This is a genomic window from Nocardia sp. NPDC046473 (genome assembly GCF_040645995.1).
Classification (GTDB): domain Bacteria; phylum Actinomycetota; class Actinomycetes; order Mycobacteriales; family Mycobacteriaceae; genus Nocardia.
Genome location: NZ_JBEYZJ010000001.1, coordinates 1007321 through 1026659, shown reverse-complemented (window position 1 = coordinate 1026659; position 19339 = coordinate 1007321). Strand labels below are relative to the sequence as shown.

The 19339-nt window shown below is 63.3% G+C and carries 12 protein-coding genes and 4 tRNA genes; 9 read left to right on the top strand and 7 right to left on the bottom strand.

Translation table 11 applies throughout. The features are described 5' to 3' along the window. Positions 1 to 16: 16 nt before the first annotated feature. Positions 17 to 856, bottom strand: coding sequence for a pantoate--beta-alanine ligase (gene panC / locus ABZ942_RS04930; protein ID WP_357379103.1), 840 nt, complete (start codon positions 854 to 856; stop codon positions 17 to 19). Positions 857 to 1378: 522 nt separating this feature from the next. Between panC and ABZ942_RS04925 the strand changes: the two genes are divergently transcribed. Beyond that, positions 1379 to 1726 (top strand): hypothetical protein, encoded by a 348-nt coding sequence (locus tag ABZ942_RS04925; protein WP_357379101.1) that lies wholly within the window; start codon positions 1379 to 1381, stop codon positions 1724 to 1726. A 129-nt stretch (positions 1727 to 1855) separates the two neighbouring features. On the opposite strand, the gene ABZ942_RS04920 is transcribed toward ABZ942_RS04925, so the two are convergent. The 3 genes from ABZ942_RS04920 to ABZ942_RS04910 form a co-directional block, all read right to left on the bottom strand. Then, positions 1856 to 3469 carry an alkaline phosphatase family protein gene (locus ABZ942_RS04920; protein WP_357379099.1) on the bottom strand — a complete coding sequence of 538 codons (1614 nt, stop codon included), beginning with the start codon at positions 3467 to 3469 and terminating at the stop codon, positions 1856 to 1858. A 188-nt stretch (positions 3470 to 3657) separates the two neighbouring features. Then, positions 3658 to 4956 carry a TerD family protein gene (locus ABZ942_RS04915; RefSeq protein WP_357379396.1) on the bottom strand — a complete coding sequence of 433 codons (1299 nt, stop codon included), beginning with the start codon at positions 4954 to 4956 and terminating at the stop codon, positions 3658 to 3660. 78 nt (positions 4957 to 5034) lie between these two features. Beyond that, a complete protein-coding gene (locus ABZ942_RS04910) occupies positions 5035 to 5568 on the bottom strand; it encodes a DUF3558 family protein (RefSeq protein ID WP_357379097.1) in 534 nt (177 codons plus the stop codon). 117 nt (positions 5569 to 5685) lie between these two features. Between ABZ942_RS04910 and ABZ942_RS04905 the strand changes: the two genes are divergently transcribed. The 3 genes from ABZ942_RS04905 (at position 5686) to ABZ942_RS04895 (ending at position 8569) form a co-directional block, all read left to right on the top strand. Beyond that, positions 5686 to 6861 (top strand): alkaline phosphatase family protein, encoded by a 1176-nt coding sequence (locus tag ABZ942_RS04905; RefSeq protein WP_357379095.1) that lies wholly within the window; start codon positions 5686 to 5688, stop codon positions 6859 to 6861. A 182-nt stretch (positions 6862 to 7043) separates the two neighbouring features. Further along, positions 7044 to 7283 carry a hypothetical protein gene (locus ABZ942_RS04900; protein WP_357379093.1) on the top strand — a complete coding sequence of 80 codons (240 nt, stop codon included), beginning with the start codon at positions 7044 to 7046 and terminating at the stop codon, positions 7281 to 7283. Positions 7284 to 7369: 86 nt separating this feature from the next. After that, positions 7370 to 8569, top strand: a complete 1200-nt coding sequence (locus ABZ942_RS04895) for a hypothetical protein (RefSeq protein WP_357379091.1) — start codon at positions 7370 to 7372, stop codon at positions 8567 to 8569. A gap of 936 nt (positions 8570 to 9505) precedes the next feature. On the opposite strand, the gene ABZ942_RS04890 is transcribed toward ABZ942_RS04895, so the two are convergent. Beyond that, positions 9506 to 12718 (bottom strand): type ISP restriction/modification enzyme, encoded by a 3213-nt coding sequence (locus ABZ942_RS04890; RefSeq protein ID WP_357379089.1) that lies wholly within the window; start codon positions 12716 to 12718, stop codon positions 9506 to 9508. A 2161-nt stretch (positions 12719 to 14879) separates the two neighbouring features. On the opposite strand from ABZ942_RS04890, the gene ABZ942_RS04885 reads away from it, so the two are divergent. Further along, complete coding sequence (locus ABZ942_RS04885; RefSeq protein WP_357379087.1) at positions 14880 to 15092, top strand: helix-turn-helix domain-containing protein; 213 nt, start codon at positions 14880 to 14882, stop codon at positions 15090 to 15092. A gap of 137 nt (positions 15093 to 15229) precedes the next feature. On the opposite strand, the gene ABZ942_RS04880 is transcribed toward ABZ942_RS04885, so the two are convergent. After that, positions 15230 to 15301 (bottom strand) — tRNA-Val (locus ABZ942_RS04880). Positions 15302 to 15634: 333 nt separating this feature from the next. Here ABZ942_RS04880 and ABZ942_RS04875 point away from each other — a divergent pair. From ABZ942_RS04875 to ABZ942_RS04860, 4 genes are all read left to right on the top strand, one after another. Beyond that, positions 15635 to 15706: transfer RNA gene (locus tag ABZ942_RS04875), tRNA-Gly, on the top strand. 46 nt (positions 15707 to 15752) lie between these two features. After that, a tRNA-Cys gene (locus ABZ942_RS04870) sits at positions 15753 to 15823 on the top strand. 1 nt (position 15824) lies between these two features. Further along, positions 15825 to 15899: transfer RNA gene (locus tag ABZ942_RS04865), tRNA-Val, on the top strand. Between the two features lie 761 nt (positions 15900 to 16660). Next, complete coding sequence (locus ABZ942_RS04860) at positions 16661 to 16984, top strand: hypothetical protein (RefSeq protein ID WP_357379085.1); 324 nt, start codon at positions 16661 to 16663, stop codon at positions 16982 to 16984. A 4-nt stretch (positions 16985 to 16988) separates the two neighbouring features. Here ABZ942_RS04860 and gyrB read toward each other — a convergent pair whose 3' ends face one another. Continuing rightward, a complete protein-coding gene (gene gyrB, locus ABZ942_RS04855) occupies positions 16989 to 19013 on the bottom strand; it encodes a DNA topoisomerase (ATP-hydrolyzing) subunit B (protein WP_357379083.1) in 2025 nt (674 codons plus the stop codon). Between the last annotated feature and the right edge of the window lie 326 nt (positions 19014 to 19339).

Genomic DNA, 19339 nt, shown 5'->3' with positions numbered 1-19339 from the left:
TTTCCTTCCAGGACGCCTATACCGCCACGTTGTCGATGAGACGGGTACTCCCGACCCATATGGCCGCCACCAGCCGATTACCGGAGCCGACCGTGCTGACCGGTTCAAGTGTCTCGCCGTCGACCAGCTCCAGGTAGTCGATCCGCCGCACACCGGCCTCCGTCAAGGCCGCACGCCCCTCGGCGAGCACAGCGGCAACCGCCCCGGTGTCGGCCCGCAGCTTCGGCGCGAGCTCCGACAACACACGGAACAGCGCGGCCGCGACTGGCCGCTCGGCTTCGGCAAGGTAGGCATTTCTGGACGAGAGCGCCAAACCGTCCCGCTCCCGCACGGTGGGCACCGCCCGCACCTCGAGCGGCAAACCCAGGTCACGGACCATCGCCCGCAGCACCACCAACTGCTGGAAATCCTTCTCCCCGAGATACACCGCCGTCGGCGCGAGCAGAATCAAAATCTTCGACATCTCGGTGGTGACGCCGGCGAAATGGGTCGGCCGCCCCTCGCCACACAGCACGCCCGACAACCGCGGCACCGCGACCGTCAGCCCGAAACCGGGCGGGAACAGCTCATCCGCCGTCGGCAGCCACGCGATGTCGGCCGCCACTTTCTCGCAGAGCGCCAGATCCCGCTCTTCATCCCGCGGGTAGGTATCGAAGTCCTCGTTCGGCGCGAACTGCAGCGGATTCACAAAGATCGACGCCACCACCACGTCGTCACGAACCTTGGCCTCGCGAACCAGCGCCAGGTGTCCCTCATGCAACGCACCCATCGTCGGCACATAACCGATGCTCTTACCCTGCGCACGAGGTTCCGCCAGGACACGCCGTAGCTCCGCAGTACTTCTGATAACGATCATCGCGGCGCTTCCCTCAGCAGCACGGCTCGCGGAAGCCGCCACCGTGGACGTACCCGAACCCCCACGCTCGATACATCCGCCGATCCTAACAAGGAGTCCCGCCCCCATTCTCGAATTCGGCTTACTCCGAACGGTTTTCGGCAGAACCCGAGTCGCTCGCTCCCAATTTTCCCACGGAAAAGGACACAAAGAATCCCCCCGATCGGGTGTGAAGTCGAGGGGACCATTGTGGTCCCAGCTGGTTTCGAAGGCCCATGTGCCGTCATCCGCCGGATCGACGACTACGGCGTGGCCTCGGGCCCGGCGGCGTAGCGTCACTCTCACAAATCCAGCCGAGAGACGAAACCAGTATGGGTTTTTGGAAACGACTCCGCCGACCACGTTGCGGCGGAATGTATATCGAGGACGACGCCCGCTACCCGCAACGACCCCGGCGTGCCCCTCGGTAGGCGAACTCTATCTCGGCTGCCGCGTCAACGAACCACGCTCGTGGTTCGCGCATGAAACATCCAGGAGAACAGCATGATTCGCAAGATGGCCGCCGCCACAGTCCTCACTGCCGCGCTAGTTGGTGCAGGTACGGGCATCGCGCAGGCCGAAACCCCGACGCAACAGCCTGCTGTTCAACCGGTTTCCGCAGGACAAACGCAGGCCATCGTCGGAGGCCAGGTCGGGACTGTTGTCGGAACCGTCGTCGGCGTCGGGGTCGGTGCGGTCGCCGGCGGGACGTTCGCCTGCATCGTCACCCTTCCCGTGTGCCCCGTCTCCGCGGTCGTCGGTGTTGTCGCCGGTGGTATCGCAGGTGGGGTGATCGGTGCCACCGCAGGCGCCGCGGCCGGTAGCGCGCTCGGCGCGCAGATCCCCGGCTGAGCTTCAGGGCTGGTTGGCGTCGAAGAAATCCACGGCATACGCTCCGATCACCGCGACCCTGCCGAAGAGCTGAAAACACTGTGGGCGGTTGCGGTCTCATGGACCGCAACCGCCCACCGCGGGGTATTGCTACTTGGTGGCGCCGGTCTTCGGGTCCAGCACGAGCGCGGGTTGGGCCGCGGCCTTGAAGTCGAACATCGGGTCGAGCACGCCGGCACGGTCGTCGAACGAGTCGTCGCCGATGCGGCCGGTCTTCCAGTTGTCCTCGACGAAACGCAGAATCGAGGACTGGTCGGTCACCGAGTGGTCGACGAAGTTGGACTTGGCGTAAGGCGAGACCACCAGCAGCGGCAATCGCGGACCGTAACCGCATCGGCCTTGGTATTTGGCGGGCTTGGCCGCCACGTCACCACACTGACCGGCTGCGGTCAGCGCGTCCTCCGGCGAGCCAGAGGTGTTCACCACGGGCCCGGCTTTGTGGTCATACCAGCCGTCGGAGTCGTCATAGGCGATGACGATCGCGGTGTCCTTCCACTCCGGCAGCTGCTGCAGGTGGTTGACCGTCTCGACCAGGAACGCTTGCTCGTCCAGCGGATCGGAGTAGGCGGCGTGGCCGTCCTGGTAGCCAGGGGCCTTGAGGTAGCTCACCGCGGGTAGGTGGCTCGAATCGGCGGCGGCCCAGAAATCCGATAGATCGTACTGGTGGTTCGCCTGATCGGTTTGCCCGATCTTGTCGACCGCGCTCGGCGGCAGGTGATGTGGGTTCGACGTCGACGCGTAGTACTGGAACGGCTCGTGGTGCGGGATGTAGTCGCCCTTGGTGTCGAACGGCTTGGCACCCGACTTTCCGGTGCCGCCCAACGCGATTCCCACGTTGTGTGTCGCGCCGCAGACGGCTTTTCCGTCCTTGGTTTCGGTCGGCTTGAAGCCGCCCTGGAAGAAACCCCAGGTGATGTTCTTCTTGTTCAGCAGGTCACCGATGTTGGTGCCGGACAGCTGAACCTGGTCCCGGCTCGAGCAGTCGTCACCGAACGGCTGCGGGTCACCGATGATGGTGCCCTGATTGTTGCCCGCGTTGTCGAGCACCTCCCCCTCGGTGAACGGCTTACCGTCGGGCATGAATTCCTTGACCACACCGTGGGTTTGGGCCGCCACCAGGTTCACCGCGCCCGGCGTGGACGGACCGAACGTGGTGTTGTACGAGTTGTCGCTCATCGCGTACTGCTGCGCGTAATTCCACAGTGCGGTAACCGAGTTGCCGTCGTAGTAGTCCATCACCAGACCCGGCACGCCGAAGGTCGGCGGCTGACACGCGGCGACCTCGGTGTGCTCGACGAACTGGTCCATCTTCCCGCTGTTGAAGGCGGCCTGCTCGTCCTTGTACTCGTGGTCCTGGTCGCAGGTGACCTGCTGGTCGGGACCGCCGAGCCGGGACGGCTGGAACTTGTTCGGGTTGTGCGCCAACAGATCCTGGGTCAGCCCGTCGACCTGCGGGGTGCCCGGTTTCGCGGTGAACTTGGTGCCGTCGGTGTTCGCCGCGTTCGGGTAGGTGCCGAAGTAGTGGTCGAAGGACACATTCTCCTGGAAAATCACCACCAGATGCTTGATAGGTGTCGCCGTCTCGGTCCCCGATCCTTGATCGGAACTGCTCGAGCACGACGTCGCGGCGAGCACGAGCATGGCCGCGGCCGCGATGACGCCGCGGGTCCGGTAGGTAGCTCGGCTACCCCGGATGGTTGACATGGGACCTCCTGGTCGAACTTCTCGAAAGCTCGCGCCGCCCTGTCACTCGAGCAGTGCGAACGCCAGGTAATCATGCGCCGATCGAGGTGAACGGCCGATAAAACCTGGGCAAATACCGAACACCGCAAAGTTGCTCGCCACTGTCGTTCATGAACTGACACCGACGCCCCTGTCGGCGTGCTGGATGTTCACCGGGTCGCGATGAATCGACCCAGTTGGGGAATCGCCTGCCCGGGATGTTTGGCGTGGAAACCTTCGCCGATGGCCTGCATCTTCCAGTCATCGCCGACGCGGAAGACCTTCGCCATCGCCATGGCGGTGAACGCCATCCCCTCACCACGCAACGAGTACCTGGCAAGTTCCGCGTTGTTGGCGTTGTCGACCAAGCGGCAGAACGCATTCTGGATCTGCGCGAAGGTATGCCCCTGGTAGGAGGTGACGATGAACAGCAACAGCGTGACATGCGCCGGGACGCGGGTGAGATCGACCAGGATCACCTCGTCGTCCCCCTCGCCTTCACCGGTGAGGTTGTCACCCTGGTGGCGAATCGAGCCGTCCTTGGAGATCAGTTGCCCGTAGTAGACGGCGTCGACCGGATTGGCGCCGGCGAACAGCACGACCGACGCGTCGAGGTCGACATTGATGGTCCGGCCACCGAACAAACCACCCCGCTTCACCGGATCCCACCCCAAACCCATCCGGATGAAACTCAGCGCGACACCGCCGTCCTTGCGCAGGGTGACCCGCTGCCCCTTCGCCAGCGTGACCGGATGGTCCTTGCTCAGGCTGACCTCACCGGACTGCTGCGGTTCGGGCCGGACGGACGGCGGATAGCCCGGTGCAAGTGGCGGTGGATAGCTCGACCCAGAAGCTGGGTAGCTCGACCCCGGCGATGGTGAGTACACCGGGGACGGTGCGGTCGGTTGGCGATAGTCGCGTGTCTGCTGAATGGCATCGACCGCCGCGGGTCGAGGCGCCGGGCCGTCATCGACACTGACGCCATGGTCGGTCACCAGCGCGGCGAATCCTCCGGCATAACCCTGCCCGACGGCACGCACCTTCCAAGCGTTGTTCCGTCGATAGAGTTCGACGGCGATAACGACCGACTCGCAGTCCAGGCCCTCGATCCGGTACTCGTACAACGGGTTACCGCTCAGGTCGGACACGATCGCGGTCGGCGCCGGGTACCGGCCGAACGTGCTCGACGTGTCGTCCAGGCTGATCACCGCACGGATCTGGGCGATATCGCCGGGTACCGCGTTGAGCGAAACCTGCAGCGCCGCAGGCTGACCGGGCGGTGCGGGCCGCAGCCGCACTCCTGGCCCGCTCGGCTGGTTGAAGAAAACGAAATCGGCGTCGGAGCGAACCCTGCCCGCCTCGGTCACCATCAGGGCGGATAGATCCGCAGCCGCGTCGAATCGGATCGAGACCACGACCTCGTTGACGGACAGGGGGGCGTTCTGCCCTTTGACCAGTACTGCGGGCAACTCCATGCCTCCCTGATCGGTGCGCTCGCTACCCACTCTACGACCGTCCTCCCAGAGTTGACGGCGGGAATCACCCGGTTACGGGGAGAGATCGACTGTGCGAGTGGTCAATTCGAGGGCTTCGGCGCACGGGTCGGCGCGCGGGGTGTGGTTACGGTTCTGGATGCGCCAGGTGATCGCGGCGTTGGCCTGAGCGGAGACGGCGCAGTCGCCGGGATCGGCCGGGTTGTGGGTGTAGAAGCCGGTCGCGGTGACCTTGGTCCCGAGCACGTCACGGACAACCGTCACGTGTTCGGTCTGGAGTCCGTCTTGACGTGCGTGGTCCCATAACTGCTGCAGTGACTCGTGCTCGGAATAGGTGAACGTGATATCGAATTCGCCGTCGGCGTTCTTCGCATTCCACAGACACGTCGGCGGCGTATGCTGCGCGGTCAAGGTTTCGGCATGGACCGCCTGGGTGATCTGTGCATCGGTCAGCGGCTCGCAACGCGCCAGCGGATTGCTGACCGCCTCCGGCGCCGCGTTCTGCGCGGAATTCGCCGAACATGCCGGCAACAGCGCCGCCGTCACCGCGATTGTCAGCGCGAGGCCACGAGCTGAGGAAGCCGGCACAAGGCCCTCCGTTTCACCATGGAGATCGAGCTCGGACGATGGAGATCGAGCTCGGACGCTGTCGCCAAGGTTACCCGCGGGGTCGTCCCAGTAGCCATTCACGACTAAGCTCGGTACATGTCGCCCGCCAGTTCGGCAGCACACGTGGTCATCATGGTTCAGGAAAACCACACCACCGACAACTACTTCCGATCAATGCGACCCTTCGGCGCGAATGTCGCGAAGGATTGGCCGATCTCCCCGAATCCACCCGCCGCGGATCATCCGCACGACCGCCACGCCTACGGGAAATGGTTGGCGGCTCAACGCGCCGGCACCACCACCCCGGCTCAACATGTCCAGTTCGACACCACTGCGGTGCTGCCGTTCTATGCCTATCTCGCTGCGACCGGGGCGTTCCTGGAAAACCATTGCTCGGGATTCGGTACGAACTCCACCCCGAATCACCTGCTGATCGTGGGCGGGCAATCACCCACCCTGCGCAATCCACCCCAGGCGGGCACACCACCGGTGTGGGACATGCCGTCACTGCCGGGCCACGCCGCCGACCACGGCCTGACCTGGAAGGCCTACACCGGCAGCTCCGGCTACCCCGTCGAGTTCTACAGCCAACTCAAAGGCTCCCCGAACATCGTGCGCGACAACCGATTCGCCGCCGACGCCGCCGCAGGCACGCTGCCCCGACTGTCCATGATCTGGCACGACACCCCCGCCGACGAACACCCGCCAGCCGATGTGTCCCTCGGCCACAACACCATCTGGCAGGCCGTCGACGCCGTCGCCGCCGCCGGACTCTGGGATGACACCGTTTTCCTGCTCACCTGGGACGACTGGGGCGGCTACGACGACCACGTCGCTACTCCCGACGTCGAGCACACCGCAGACGGGGTGCAACTCGTTTACGGACCACGGGTTCCGCTGCTCATGTTCGGCGGCCACATCACCCCGGGTATCGATAGCCGGTGGTGCTCACACGTCAGCCTCACCAAAACCGCGCTCGACCTGCTCGGACTACCACCATTGGGAGTACCGCGAGTCGACCGCGACCCCGGCCTCGCCGACCTCGTGAACCCGACTCACCACACACCGCCGCCACCGCGCTACGGCACCACCATCACCCAACCGACCCCGCCCACACCGCCGCCCACGCCCAACCCCCTCCCGCCGCCGGGCGGCCCGAGCACTCCCGTCGGCCCCGTGCTGCTACGCGACGGCACCACCCTCCCACCACCTGACGACGTCCACCTCGGGCCAGCACACAACCCTCCCCCACCCCGACATCAAAACCCTTAGCAGTCAGACGATTCCAGCAGCCGACCGACATGACCGCAAAGCGGCGACAGCGAATCCGACGCCATGCCGCCCAGCAACGACCGCACCCCTCCAGGAGCACGCCCCGCGACGACAAAGACGCGGTTCACCTTCCGGCGGCGAGGCGGGCCGGTGACATCTTCTACTCCGACGCAGCGACTGGAGTGGCCAGAGTTCAGTACGAACACGGACACAACGGCATATTCATCAACGCGGAAGACACAATCCAAGCGTTGGATCCGGACCACGGCGTTAAATTGGTCCTCGGCAACTCTTCCAAAGGGGTGTACAACCCGATCATGCAGGAGGTACACACCGATGACGCGATGCGCGCCAAAGCCGCCGCGTACGCCCGAACACGAGTCGGCTCGGGCTACAACAGCGATTTCGCGTTCAAGGGATGATCTCGGACATAGCGGGACTTCTGCAGTGCCGTACACGTGAATGTCCTCGTCCGGCCGATTCCACCACACGCCGAAGGAGAGCTGGCGTGGTGCGGCCGTCCGCACCTGCCCTGGTGGCGTTGACGGCGATGGTGATCGCCACCTCGGCCTGCGGGCGAGATTCCGCTCCGATCACCGCGGCCGAGATGGCCAGCGTGCCGGGCGAGGCGATCGCCGTGCTCACGGTCGGTCCGTCGCAACCTCCGATCATGACCAAGATCGACCACACGTCGGCCTTCGCCATCGACTCCAACGGCAACCTCGTCGGCAAGCTCCAGGGCGGCGCGATCGACTCGGCACGCATTGTCAGCTGGAATCGCGGGTTCACCTTCGCCACAGCTGATTCGGTGATGACCGTCGGTCCCTCCGGCCGCACCATGCTCGCGAACAACCAGGACGCGGTCGAAGGCATCGCCCACGATGTTGCCTCCGGCCGAAGCCTGATCTGGTTCAACACCGGCACCCGCGGCGGAACAGCGGCGCAGTATCGGCACGACTACGTCCTGACCTCCCCGGACGCAGCACCACTGCCGGGGTCAGTCCCCGGGATCATGCTCTCGGCGGCGCACTGCGGCGAGCGCGCGTTCGGGGTCGTCGTCACGTTCGACGACCTCACCTCGGACCAATCGATGATCAAACACCGACTGTTCGAACTCCCCATCAACGGTGGCGAACCCGTCCTGCGCGGTGAATGGCAGTGGCCCAACATGTTCCGCAGCGAGTCACGGACCTCGACATGCTCGGCGGACGGGTCGGCGCTGTTCAACCTCTACGGCTCGGCCGACGCAAGCTACGACCGCACCGGCGGGCTCGGACTGGAGTTGGTGCAACTCGATACCGGCACCGGTGCGCGCATTCAGTCACACGTGGGTATGGCCGGGCATTCCGCACGGTCCCGGCCGAACACGCTGACCCGGTCCGGGGATCGGCTGTACTGGATCAACGGTGACGACGGGGCAGTACTTTCCATACCGCTGAATCAGCCATCCGAAGCCCGCAAAGAATGGGAACTCCCTGCAAAGGGATTCGGACATCAAGCGACGGTGACCGGAACCACGGTCGCACACATCGACTCCCACAACACACCGGCATACACCGAGTACGACCTGATCACCGGCAAAAAGATGCGCGGCCCGATCGACCTGCCGTGGCTGAAGCCGATCGTCGACTCGCAAACCGAAAGCGGCAAAACGACTTACGCGGTGACCGGCGTAGCTTGCCTTCCTGCACCATCACCTCAACCCTGACCATCGCCTGGCTCACGCTCGCGCTGATTCCGCCACTCTCAACTGTGGCCCCTGACAAAGACCTCGATAAGGATCGCTGGGACTCGGGCAACTGGCCACAAGACATCAACTATCTACGGTTCTCGTTCGGTTTCTATCGCGCCGCTGCGGTATCACCGAAAGGCTTTCGAAGCCCTAGAACACACTCAGGGCTTCGAAGCTGTCCTGAATCGCCCCGGAATGTTGGGAGTCTCCGGACTCACCGGGGCGATTCAGATAGCTGCGCTTCCACGCCGTGAACCGAGCCGGGCACACGGCCCGCTCAGACCATGGCCGCCGCAGCGGTTCAGGCGTGGCGCGCCAGCGATAGCGCAATCAATATAGTGACTTGACATGCCTGTCGTTTCTCTCAGCAATCCGCTTTTGTCAGCTGTAACACCGCATAATCTTCCGTCCACCCGTTATCGGTTTCGACGTACCCGATGTTCTGCAGGGTCTGACATATGCCCGAAATGATCGTTACCCTGAAGGTTAGATACGCACCTGCGCCCGGGTTGTAGCTTCCTAAATCTATTCCGCCGGCATTGATTCCATCGTCGAACGTGCACGATTTCCATGCATCCGACTCAAGCAAGCCCATGGCGGGCTGATAATGCTGCGCCGGGCTGCTGAGGGCGGCAGTGTGCCTTCTGCACCTCAGGTTTCACAAACACATCCAGTTGGAAGTAGCCTCGTCAGCGCTCCAAGAGGAGAGCCTTCGGCGGCACTGAGTCGATCGCCAGCTCTGCAACGAGGGAGGAATGGATGATGCCAGTATGCCTATGGTGCCCTGATGCGGATAGTGGAGTCCACGATGCGCGCCAGAAGTGCTCGATGTCGGCGGCGGACAATTTCAGAATCAAGAGCCTGCTCAACCAGGTGCGTCGGTAACTCCACCGGAAGGATTGGTGGTTCTTCCTAAGGTGCCCACAAAGTCCCCGGCAGATCAGCTCGGGGCGCTTTGCGATTCTGAGGTCGAACGGGAAACACGTCGTGGCTTTGCAGGTCGTTCACGGTCAGTATCGGGGCAGCAACAATGCTATCCAATAGGTTGGCCTGGGCTGGCTCCAGCGCGACGCACCCATCTAGGACATTGAGGAGGTCAAGCAGTTCGTCATCGAATTGGGCGGTCCACTGAGACGACGTGATCGCGTCCAGTGCCGAGGTTCGCTTGCGGTGGCGTGACGAGAGCAGGCGGTAGCCGATCCATTGCCTGATAATTTGACGGCCGCCTACGGTGTATCGCCATACCGCCGGGGACACCGGCCGGACCCGGCCGCCGCAAACTTGGTCACCGATCACCAGGGCTTCAGTGTCTGGCTCGTAGTCGATGCGGTCGGGTATCTGCTCGTTCCCGTCCGGGACCGACTGGATGTACCGTGGTATGCGATCAGCCGATGTTCGCGGCGGCCCCGGTGGTCGTCCTGCTGCGGGGTTAGCAAACCGTTCTCCGAAAGTGTGCAGCCAGATCACCTTTCGGCCGATCTCGACACCTGCTCGCCACAGGTCGGGATCAAGAGTTATCGGAACCCGTACGCCTGGGGTGCGAAGCCGCTCAGCGTAGCGACGCGTATAGCCGGGGTGTGCAACCACCGCCGCGACATACGCGAGCAGGTCGTCCGCGGATACTGCGACAGCGAGAAATTGTGCGAGGGTGCTCAACAGGCGCGGTGCGACATTCGGTGTAGTAGCGCCGGAGTCACGATAGAGCGGCAGCACTCGTCCGCCACGGTTGTTGAAGTTATGCACGTTTGGCACCAATGCAGAGAACACTAGGGCGGGGCCGTCCGAGATCGGCACAGTATGTTGCTCGCAGGTGTATATCTGACGTGGGCCGAGGACTTGCCAGAGTTCAGGTCGGGGATAGTCGACGACGCGCCGATCGTAGATCAGGTACTGACGATCGAAACTGCGCCATGCGACCCGGACCGTCGTGGGTTCCGCGGTTGCATCCGCTGCAAGTGATCCATGGCCTGCCGGAAAACCGTGGCCGCCCTTGTAGATGCCGTCGATTCTGCGGTCGCGGGTTTCTTTGAAGAGTATCGGCTTCTCGGCCTGCCCAGCATGAACCAACTGCTGCCATCGCTGGGTCAACGTCCGAGAGTCCGGTGCCCACACCCAGTTTCGATTCGAATTGACCCCGGTGTGATGCCAGGGCAGCAAGTCACTGACTGGCACCCAGGCGTCCCACTCGGTGTCCCCGGGGCGGAACGCGGCCCCCCAATGTGTCGGGCAATCGCGCCACACATCGCTGTCCGGTTTCGCCGTGAGGATCGCGGAGAACTTCTCTTGCTGCGTTCCGGAAATCGACCAATAGCGCACGCGGGCAGGAACATCGGGCGCACGTGGGCCCTTACACACGAACACCCCGATGCACACCGGATGCTGAGTGGCAGGAAAAACTCGAGTCGTCACAGCAGATCGATGCTCCTCTGGTGACAAGTCGATGATCCACCCCTCGTCCGCTACAGCGCGCAGATAACGACGCATTCCCGCGTAGGACTCAGAAGTCAGATAGGCGCTCGGCGTGATCAATGCGACGATTCCAGCAGGTTCATTGGCCTCGAACGCCTTCCACGTAGCCCACCGCCAAAAATACGTCCACATATTGTTCAGATTGAACGCCAGACGGCCCTGTGGGGGACGGAACTCGTCCAACGACGGGTACTCCTTCGTCGACTGCGGCCGCGCTGGATCGCGCCGTTGTTCCAACCAGGGTGCCGCACCCTTGGCTCGCTCTCGCCAGGGTGGATTCCCGATCACAACCATCACCCGCACCGCGCGCTTGATACGGTTCGCCTGCCGCCGCGTCTCGGTCAGCGCCTCGTACAGCTGACCGAGATCTAGCGACATCTTGTCCGGATCGTCTAGCGCATCAGTAAGAAACCGCGGCTCCTCCGCCGGGATATCCACCCGGTAGAGGGTGCGCAGCGCAGTATGCAGACGAAGCTCCGCCACAGCATAGGGGGCGGCCTGCAGCTCGAACCCAATGAGCCGATGCGCGAACAATTCCCGCAGATGCGCCTTCGGTACGGTCGACGATCCGCGCTCGACACGCAACGTCGCCGCGGCTGCGGCCAACACCTCGACCAGGAACGTGCCCGCGCCCATTGCGGGATCGAGCACGATGACATCATCGGCAGCGAAGCCGCGCGACCGACCCAGCCGTGTCTTGAGCACTTCGTCGACGAAACCGACCATCCCGCGCGCCACCGGCACTGGCGTGTAGTAAGTGCCGCTTCGGCGGCGTAATTCCGGATCGTACTCAGCGAGAAACATCTCGTACAACTGCGAGTAAGCATCGTCTTCATCCAGACGCACTCTGGCCCAGTCGATACCGCCGATCACCCGCACGAGCAGTTCCACAACGTTTAGCTGTCGAACCCACTTCGAGTTCGCGAGGATCGCTAAGGCCTCGCCCAGCAGCGAATGCTTCTTGGCGAGCTGCTCGGCGATCCCTGCTGGAGTCTTTCCCTCGAACGACACCCCATCCACCCGAGCCAGCAGCAGCGCGAAGGTCACTGCCTGTGCGTAAGCGTCGGCAAACACCTCGTCCGCGTTGCGCTGTGGGTCCGGGACTGGGAACAGAATGGCGCGCCACTCGGTCGCCAATCCGGTGAACGGTCGCCTGCCCGGCTGGGTTGTCTCGCGTTGGATTGTCTCCCAGACCTGGTCGCGCAACAACCGGCATAGCGGAGCGACATCGGCCACCACCGCCCGAACAGAGCGCGGTGCGGCGGGTCGCCATAACAGAAAGTCGGTGAGCAACCGCTCCAGTGCGGCGTCCGTCGGCGCCAACCGCCGCCCCGCCGAAGCCAGATCACCAGCAAGCAACCCGATTTCCCCGACCAGTACCCCGCGCCGGTACAACGCCCACGAATTCCCGTCCGTGTAAACCAGATTCGGCAAGGTCTTCAACCGCTCGAACTGCTCGCGGTCATGTTTGGACGCACCGGACCAAGCCCCGGGAACACCTTTCCCCGGGGCCTTCAGCTCGATGTAGCCCACCCGTCCACTGGTCACATCCACGGCTATGTCCGGACGTGACTGGATCGCTGCTAGAGACACTTCGTCATGGACAACGAGCGTCAGCCCGAACAACTCACCAACACGCCGCACCAGCCCAGCCACTGGCCCACGCAACCGATCCTCGCCCCGACCGTCACCACGCATCCGTGGCCCCAACTCGGCACCGAAATCCGCGACAGCGGCCGCGAACCCCTCGCCACCGAACATCAGCGGTGCTGCTCCAGCGCTTGCCACAGCCCTCGACCTCCTCCGCGTGCAATGCCGCCGCGTGCGGTCGCTGAGTGAGTCGCTGCGGTGGCCCGCCGCCCCACGGAGTGGAGTACTTCCGTAGATCTCCAGCGTAAGAGATCGGATTGTTTGTGGTACAAGGAAATAGGCAAAGTTCTAGTGACGGATCGATGGCACTGCGCGTACCGGCAGCCGCAACGGCCGCCTCGGATTCCGCCAGGCGAGCAACGACACACCGGGGGCACAGTCGCAGCCCAAGCTGGCGGCACGCTACTCGAAGTCATGGAACGACTGCGCCGCCAAGACACCACAAGCAGCCATGCGCTACCAGAAGGTCGCAGCAGGCCGCGCCCAGACACTGGCCGCAAACATCTCGAAGCTAGCCAAATACAGCAGTGCGAAAGTCCCGAACGAGGACAAAGTGCATGTAGGTCGCAGGTTCGATTCCTGCCGAGGACACGAACCCCGACCGAGAACGAATACTGTTCGAGTTCAACATATTTCGTCTGCCGACCGTCCAACTGGTCGGTGGTGAGCTCGTCTCGAACACACATCGTATTGCGAAGAATTGTTCTCGGTGGTGGAGATGCGGACACCCGGCCCCGAGATACTCAATTCGTCTACACGCTGGCCATACCGGTCGTTCTAATGTAAGTGCTTGCGCACGTTTGCGTTCGGAGTGCGCTCTCGACGACTACGCTACAGACACAATCGGCACGCTAGGAGGATGCGGTCGTGGTGTGGGGCTCCCCCGAAGGGTGGACACCTAGTTAGCGGGATGGTTTGCCCTGCTGAGAGGAAGTCTGTATTGCTGCGCAAGCCTTTCGGGATGGCCGACAGCGTGGATCTTCATTGTTCGCTCCCGCCCTGCTTCACAGCTACCAGCCCAGGCCAAGTTGCGACGGCAGCTCCCGACAGCGTGCCACCCGCAACCCGACTACCCACCGACGCTAATCCCCTGGTCGTAAGTGCTGCATCCGCCATTCAGACGACACGATGCCCGAAGCCGACGTCACCACTGACCTACTTCCGGCACCGAGACCATCCATGCGCCGATCGCCGAGGCGGGAGCGCCCGCACGGAAGCGACAGCACGTGTTTTACAACCATCATCGCTTTGGACGACATCGACCACTTGACCAAGCCACCTCGAGGAGCCAGGTCCTCCGACCGTGATCAGATCATGTTCGTAGTAAACGCATTTCATCCGAGCATCCACCGTCTGGACGGTGGCCTAACGCTGACACCAAGAGCTTCCGCGGTCTAACGAGTTCGATCTGGACGCCCAGCCCGGCGATCCTGATCTCCGGGGCGAGCATCCTCGCGTTCAGCATGCAGCGGATCAGCCTTCTATCCACGGCTGATCATCCGCGCGCGCAGGGAGCACTTGGGGATACTGGGGCCTCTGGAGCGAGCCCGGGGATCATCCCCGTGGTGTGCGGTAAGCAGACTTCTTGACCTGCCTGTTCGCTTCTCAGATCGCGGCTTTCCGATCGGTTACTCAGTAGCACGTACCGATCTGACGTTACTGCCAAACGGCTCATCAATCCCTCTGGGCAAGATTGTCGCGGAGATTGGGTGCCTAGAAATGAGCGGCCGCTCGCTGCCGGTAAGGGTGGGCCTCGTGCGCGGCGTGGCCGATCGAGACGTAGCCCAAGCGATCAGCGAGCAGGAGGTCTCCCGCGTCGGACCCCTCGCAACAACGATTGCCCCTGCAGTCTTTCGCAGTGCCGGAGTACCACCCTCCCTGAGGGGCACCCTCATCATTCGTCAGCACACGAAACACCCTCAGGATATCGTGAATCGAACTAATGTTCGACACCAGATTGACCAGCCCGACTGTCGCCGCCGAGGCCGAGTTCTGCGTCGTTCTGGCGGCCGCAATCTCACGACCACACTCCACCAGCACCACTCGCCGACAACCTGAAAACTGGGCAACCCACGACGCTCGGAGATGCCGAAGTCCGAACCGGATTCGAGAGTCCAACGATGGAAGGTCACGCTGGGCATGTGCCATAGCTGACAGCCGCGAAGATATGAAGCCGGAGGCGATCAACATGCGTAGACACGAACCCACCGCAACCCCAGGCCGATACGTGTCGATCGGCGACGCAGCCGACCGCGCCAGTGTCAGCAAGGACACGATCCGCAGGATGATTGCCGCCGGCGAACTGCACGCCCATCGGTTCCGGGGGCAGATTCGTATCGCTGTCGAAGACATCGACCAAGCCATGCGCCCAGTGCGGTAGTTGGCGACGCTGACGTTGCGCGCCCGACTCCCCCGGCTAGCCGACCACCCCGGGTGTCCCGCATCGCCATATGGCACGTAATAGGCACAAAAATAGCAGGTGATCACCGAAACCGGCGATCACCTGCTATTTTACTGTGGTCCCAGCTGGTTTCGAACCAGCGACCTTCCGCGTGTGAGGCGGACGCTCTCCCGCTGAGCTATGGGACCTGAACTCGTGCCACATGGTGGCGGGCCGGAGGGCGGGGAACGCCTTCCGAACGAGATGGAACATTAGCATGCGGCACCGGCGGTTCACCAAATCGCCACCCGGACAGGGGCGGAACGTGCTGGGCGGCGGTCCGTCTCGACGGCAGGGTGCGCGGCCTGCCGGACCCATCGATCGGGGCGCTGAATCCTCCCCAACCACACCGGCCACCTCCGCCACACTGGCAACCTCGCCGATTTCCCCCGTTCTACCAGCGGATTTGTAGCTTTCACCGGGCGTCCGCTAATGTTCTGTCTCGCACCACGGAGGCCACATCGGCCACCGAGATGCAGAATGCGGATGTAGCGCAGTGGTAGCGCATCACCTTGCCAAGGTGAGGGTCGCGGGTTCGAATCCCGTCATCCGCTCGAAGAGGTAGGGCCAGGCAATAAGTTTAGCCGTCCCCCTTCGCACGGTGGAGTGGCCGAGTGGTGAGGCAACGGCCTGCAAAGCCGTGCACACGGGTTCGATTCCCGTCTCCACCTCGCGCGATTAGCTCAGCGGGAGAGCGCTTCCCTGACACGGAAGAGGTCACTGGTTCAATCCCAGTATCGCGCACCACCGTAATACCAGGTCAGGCCCCCTTTCGAGGGGGCCTTTCTTGTTTTGCGGACTATCTGTGAACTGACCGGCTAGGAGCCCGAGGGCTCGAACAGATCGTCGCAGACCTCACATCGGATACCGCCGACGTCGATCGCGCTCCGTGATGCCCCTCACAAGCCGCTCAGGCGCCCCCTCTGCCCCGTCCGAGGTGGGTCGATGGCGTTGCGAGGACATGGGTTTCAGCTGATCTGGTGGTGATCGGGAACTGATCTCCGAAGTGGGGGTGGTCCGTAGGTTGGCTGGTGGGTCGGGCCACTTGATCGGAGAGTTGTACATGCGTCACAAGTTGGGCTTCGGCCTGGGCGTTGCTGCCTTGTTCGCGGGTGCGGTGGGGGTGTTGGCGCCGCAGGCTGCTGCGCAGGAGTTGGCACCCGGAGTTTCGTGCGAGGGGTTTGTGTGTCGGAATGACACTGATGACACGTATCGGGTTGAGGGGGTTGCCTCGTGCACGGATTGGTCGGAGCGGCGGATCACGGGGCAGGTGCCGGTGAAGCAGCGGGTTCGGCCGCACGCGACGGTGACGATCTCTGTTTTTTGCGGGGAGCCCGGGAATGTTTCGGAAGACGTCCTTTGGATCGATTACCGCGGTGCGGTGGTCGATAACACGCCACGGACGGGTTCGGCCGGATAGCTGATCGGCGTGGCCGCGGGAATTGTGATGCCGTGCCGGCGGTTTCGGTTCCCGCGGCCGGGGGGGGAGAGAGAGAGAGAATGGAGCAATGGCACCGCCCGAGCTGGATGCACGACCCGAGTGGCGATGGACCGGGAATTCGCACTTCCTGGTTGCCGCGCTCGTCGATGGTCGGTGGTGGGTGTTGCGGATGAACAGCTTTCCCGATCATGCGCTGTGGACGTTGTTCGTCGACGGTGCGGTGCGCTTCGATATCGATGATGTTCCGTCGGCTTGGGGACAGCCGCTGGATCGGTCCGCTCCGACGTTGGAGTCCGGCATCGCCGAGGAAATATTGGCGCCCATCGGGGGTTTCGTGGCCTACGGGAGTGAAGTCGGGCAGCCCTGCGACGATCCGTTCTGCTGCGGTTGACGCGCTAGAAGTCCAGGAAGCGAACGTCTTTGGCGTTGTGGGTGATGAAGGTGCGGCGGGCCTCGACGTCTTCGCCCATCAAAATGCTGAAGAGTTCGTCGGCCGCTGCGGCGTCGTCCAGCGTTACTTGGCGCAGCACGCGGACGGAGGGGTCCATGGTGGTCTCCCAGAGTTCTTTGGGGTTCATTTCGCCGAGGCCCTTGTAGCGCTGGACGCCGTCGTCGCGGTTGATCTTCTTGCCTGCGGCCAGCCCCTCGGCGAGCAGGGCGTCGCGTTCGCGGTCGGAGTAGGCGAACTCCGGATCGCTGCGCTGCCATTTGAGCTTGTACAGCGGCGGCTGGGCCAGGTAGACGTGGCCTTGTTCGATGAGGGGGCGCATGAAGCGGAACAGCAGCGTCAACAGCAGCGTCGCGATGTGCTGGCCGTCGACGTCGGCGTCGGCCATCAGCACGATCTTGTGATAGCGCAGCTTGGCGATATCGAACTCGTCGTGGATGCCGGTGCCGAACGCGGTGATGATCGCTTGGACTTCGTTGTTCTTCAATACCCGGTCGATGCGCGCCTTCTCGACGTTGATGATCTTTCCGCGTAACGGCAGGATCGCCTGGTACATCGAGTCGCGCCCGGACTTGGCCGAGCCACCGGCGGAGTCGCCCTCCACGATGTAGATCTCGGATTTCCGCGGATCCTTGGACCGGCAGTCGGCCAGCTTGCCCGGCAAACCACCTAGGTCGTTGGCGCTCTTGCGGCGGACGAGTTCGCGGGCCTTGCGGGCGGCGGTGCGCGCTTGGGCGGACGAGACAGCCTTGGTGACAATGGTTTTGGCGTCGGCGGGGTTGGCTTCGAACCAATGCGTCAGGTGCTCGTTGCAGGTGCGCTGAACGAACGATCTGACCTCGGTGTTGCCGAGTTTGATCTTGGTCTGCGCCTCGAACTGCGGTTCGGCGACGCGCACGCTGACGATCGCGGTGAGGCCCTCGCGGATGTCGTCACCGGTGAGGTTGTTGTCCTTCTCCTTGAGTAGTTTCTTGTCTTTGGCGTACTTGTTGACCACGGTGGTGAGTGCCGCGCGGAAGCCCTCTTCGTGGGTGCCGCCCTCGTGGGTGTTGATGGTGTTGGCGAAGCTGTGCACCGACTCGGAGTAGCCCGAGTTCCACTGCATCGCGACCTCTAGCTGGTGGCCTGGACCCGTGCCGGTGAACGAGACGACCGAGCTGTGGATCGGCTGTTTGGTCCGGTTCAGGTGGCGGACAAAGTCTTCCAGCCCGCCCGGGTAGTAGTACGTGCGCGTCTTCGTCTGCTCGACCAGCGCGACATCCTCGGCCTGTTTGGGCGCCTCGGCGATCTCCCCCGCGTCGATCTCCTCGGCGACCCGCTCATCGATCAGGACGATGGTCAGCCCCTTGTTCAGGAACGCCATCTCCTGCATGCGACGCGCGACGGTGTCGAAGTTGAACGTGACGGTCTCGAAGATTTCCGGATCCGGCCAGAACCGCGTCGTGTTGCCGGTTCGCTTGGTCGGCGCACCGCGCACCAGCTCCTCCGGCTTGGCGCGCAGATAGTTCTGCATCCAGTGGTAGCCGTCGCGATCGATCTCCAGCTCGACGCGGGTCGACAACGCGTTCACCACCGACAGTCCCACGCCGTGCAGGCCACCGGCCACCGCGTAGGTGTTGGAGTCGAACTTGCCGCCGGCGTGCAGTTGGGTCATCACGACTTCTACTGTCGGCACACCTTTCTCGTGCATTTCGACGGGGATTCCGCGACCGTCGTCGGCCACTTCGACGCCGCCGTCGGCCAGCAGCGTGACGTTGATCCGCGTGGCGTATCCGGCCATCGCCTCGTCGACGGAGTTGTCGACGATCTCCCGGACCAGGTGGTGCAGCCCGCGCTCGCTGGTGGAACCGATGTACATGCTGGGACGCTTGCGGACCGCATCGAGGCCCTCCAGCACCGTGACAGACGAGGCGTCGTAGTCGTCCCCCTGCTTCCTGCTCGAGCCGCTGGATCTGGAGTTTGTGGCAGCCACTGGTCGGTAGCCCTCCCTCTTGCTGATCTCCGACGCAGCGTCCAACGCACACGGAAAGGCCCAGGGGTGACGGTGCTGAGAAGTACGGGTCCTCGCGCGTGCTGCGCGCTACGCGCCGAAGGGTTCGCCGCTAGTTACTTTTCCATCATAGCCATAGACGGTCCAGAGATGTCCATTAAACACAGCCAGAGTCATCACAGATCCTTCAGAACCCATCAAGTCGATCCCCCCTATTCTGGAGTCATTACCAGACGCCCCACGGGCGCGCCAGACACCAAACGAGGGAAATCCGCCGAACTGGCGAAAGTCGCGGCACATGACGCATC

Excerpts from the sequence above, each read along its gene's own strand:
- ABZ942_RS04860 (WP_357379085.1), top strand. The coding sequence starts at position 16,661 with ATGGCACCGCCCGAGCTGGATGCACGACCCGAGTGGCGATGGACCGGG.
- ABZ942_RS04925 (WP_357379101.1), top strand. The coding sequence starts at position 1,379 with ATGATTCGCAAGATGGCCGCCGCCACAGTCCTCACTGCCGCGCTAGTT.
- ABZ942_RS04920 (WP_357379099.1), bottom strand. The coding sequence starts at position 3,469 with ATGTCAACCATCCGGGGTAGCCGAGCTACCTACCGGACCCGCGGCGTC.
- ABZ942_RS04885 (WP_357379087.1), top strand. The coding sequence starts at position 14,880 with ATGAAGCCGGAGGCGATCAACATGCGTAGACACGAACCCACCGCAACC.
- panC (WP_357379103.1), bottom strand. The coding sequence starts at position 856 with ATGATCGTTATCAGAAGTACTGCGGAGCTACGGCGTGTCCTGGCGGAA.
- ABZ942_RS04905 (WP_357379095.1), top strand. The coding sequence starts at position 5,686 with ATGTCGCCCGCCAGTTCGGCAGCACACGTGGTCATCATGGTTCAGGAA.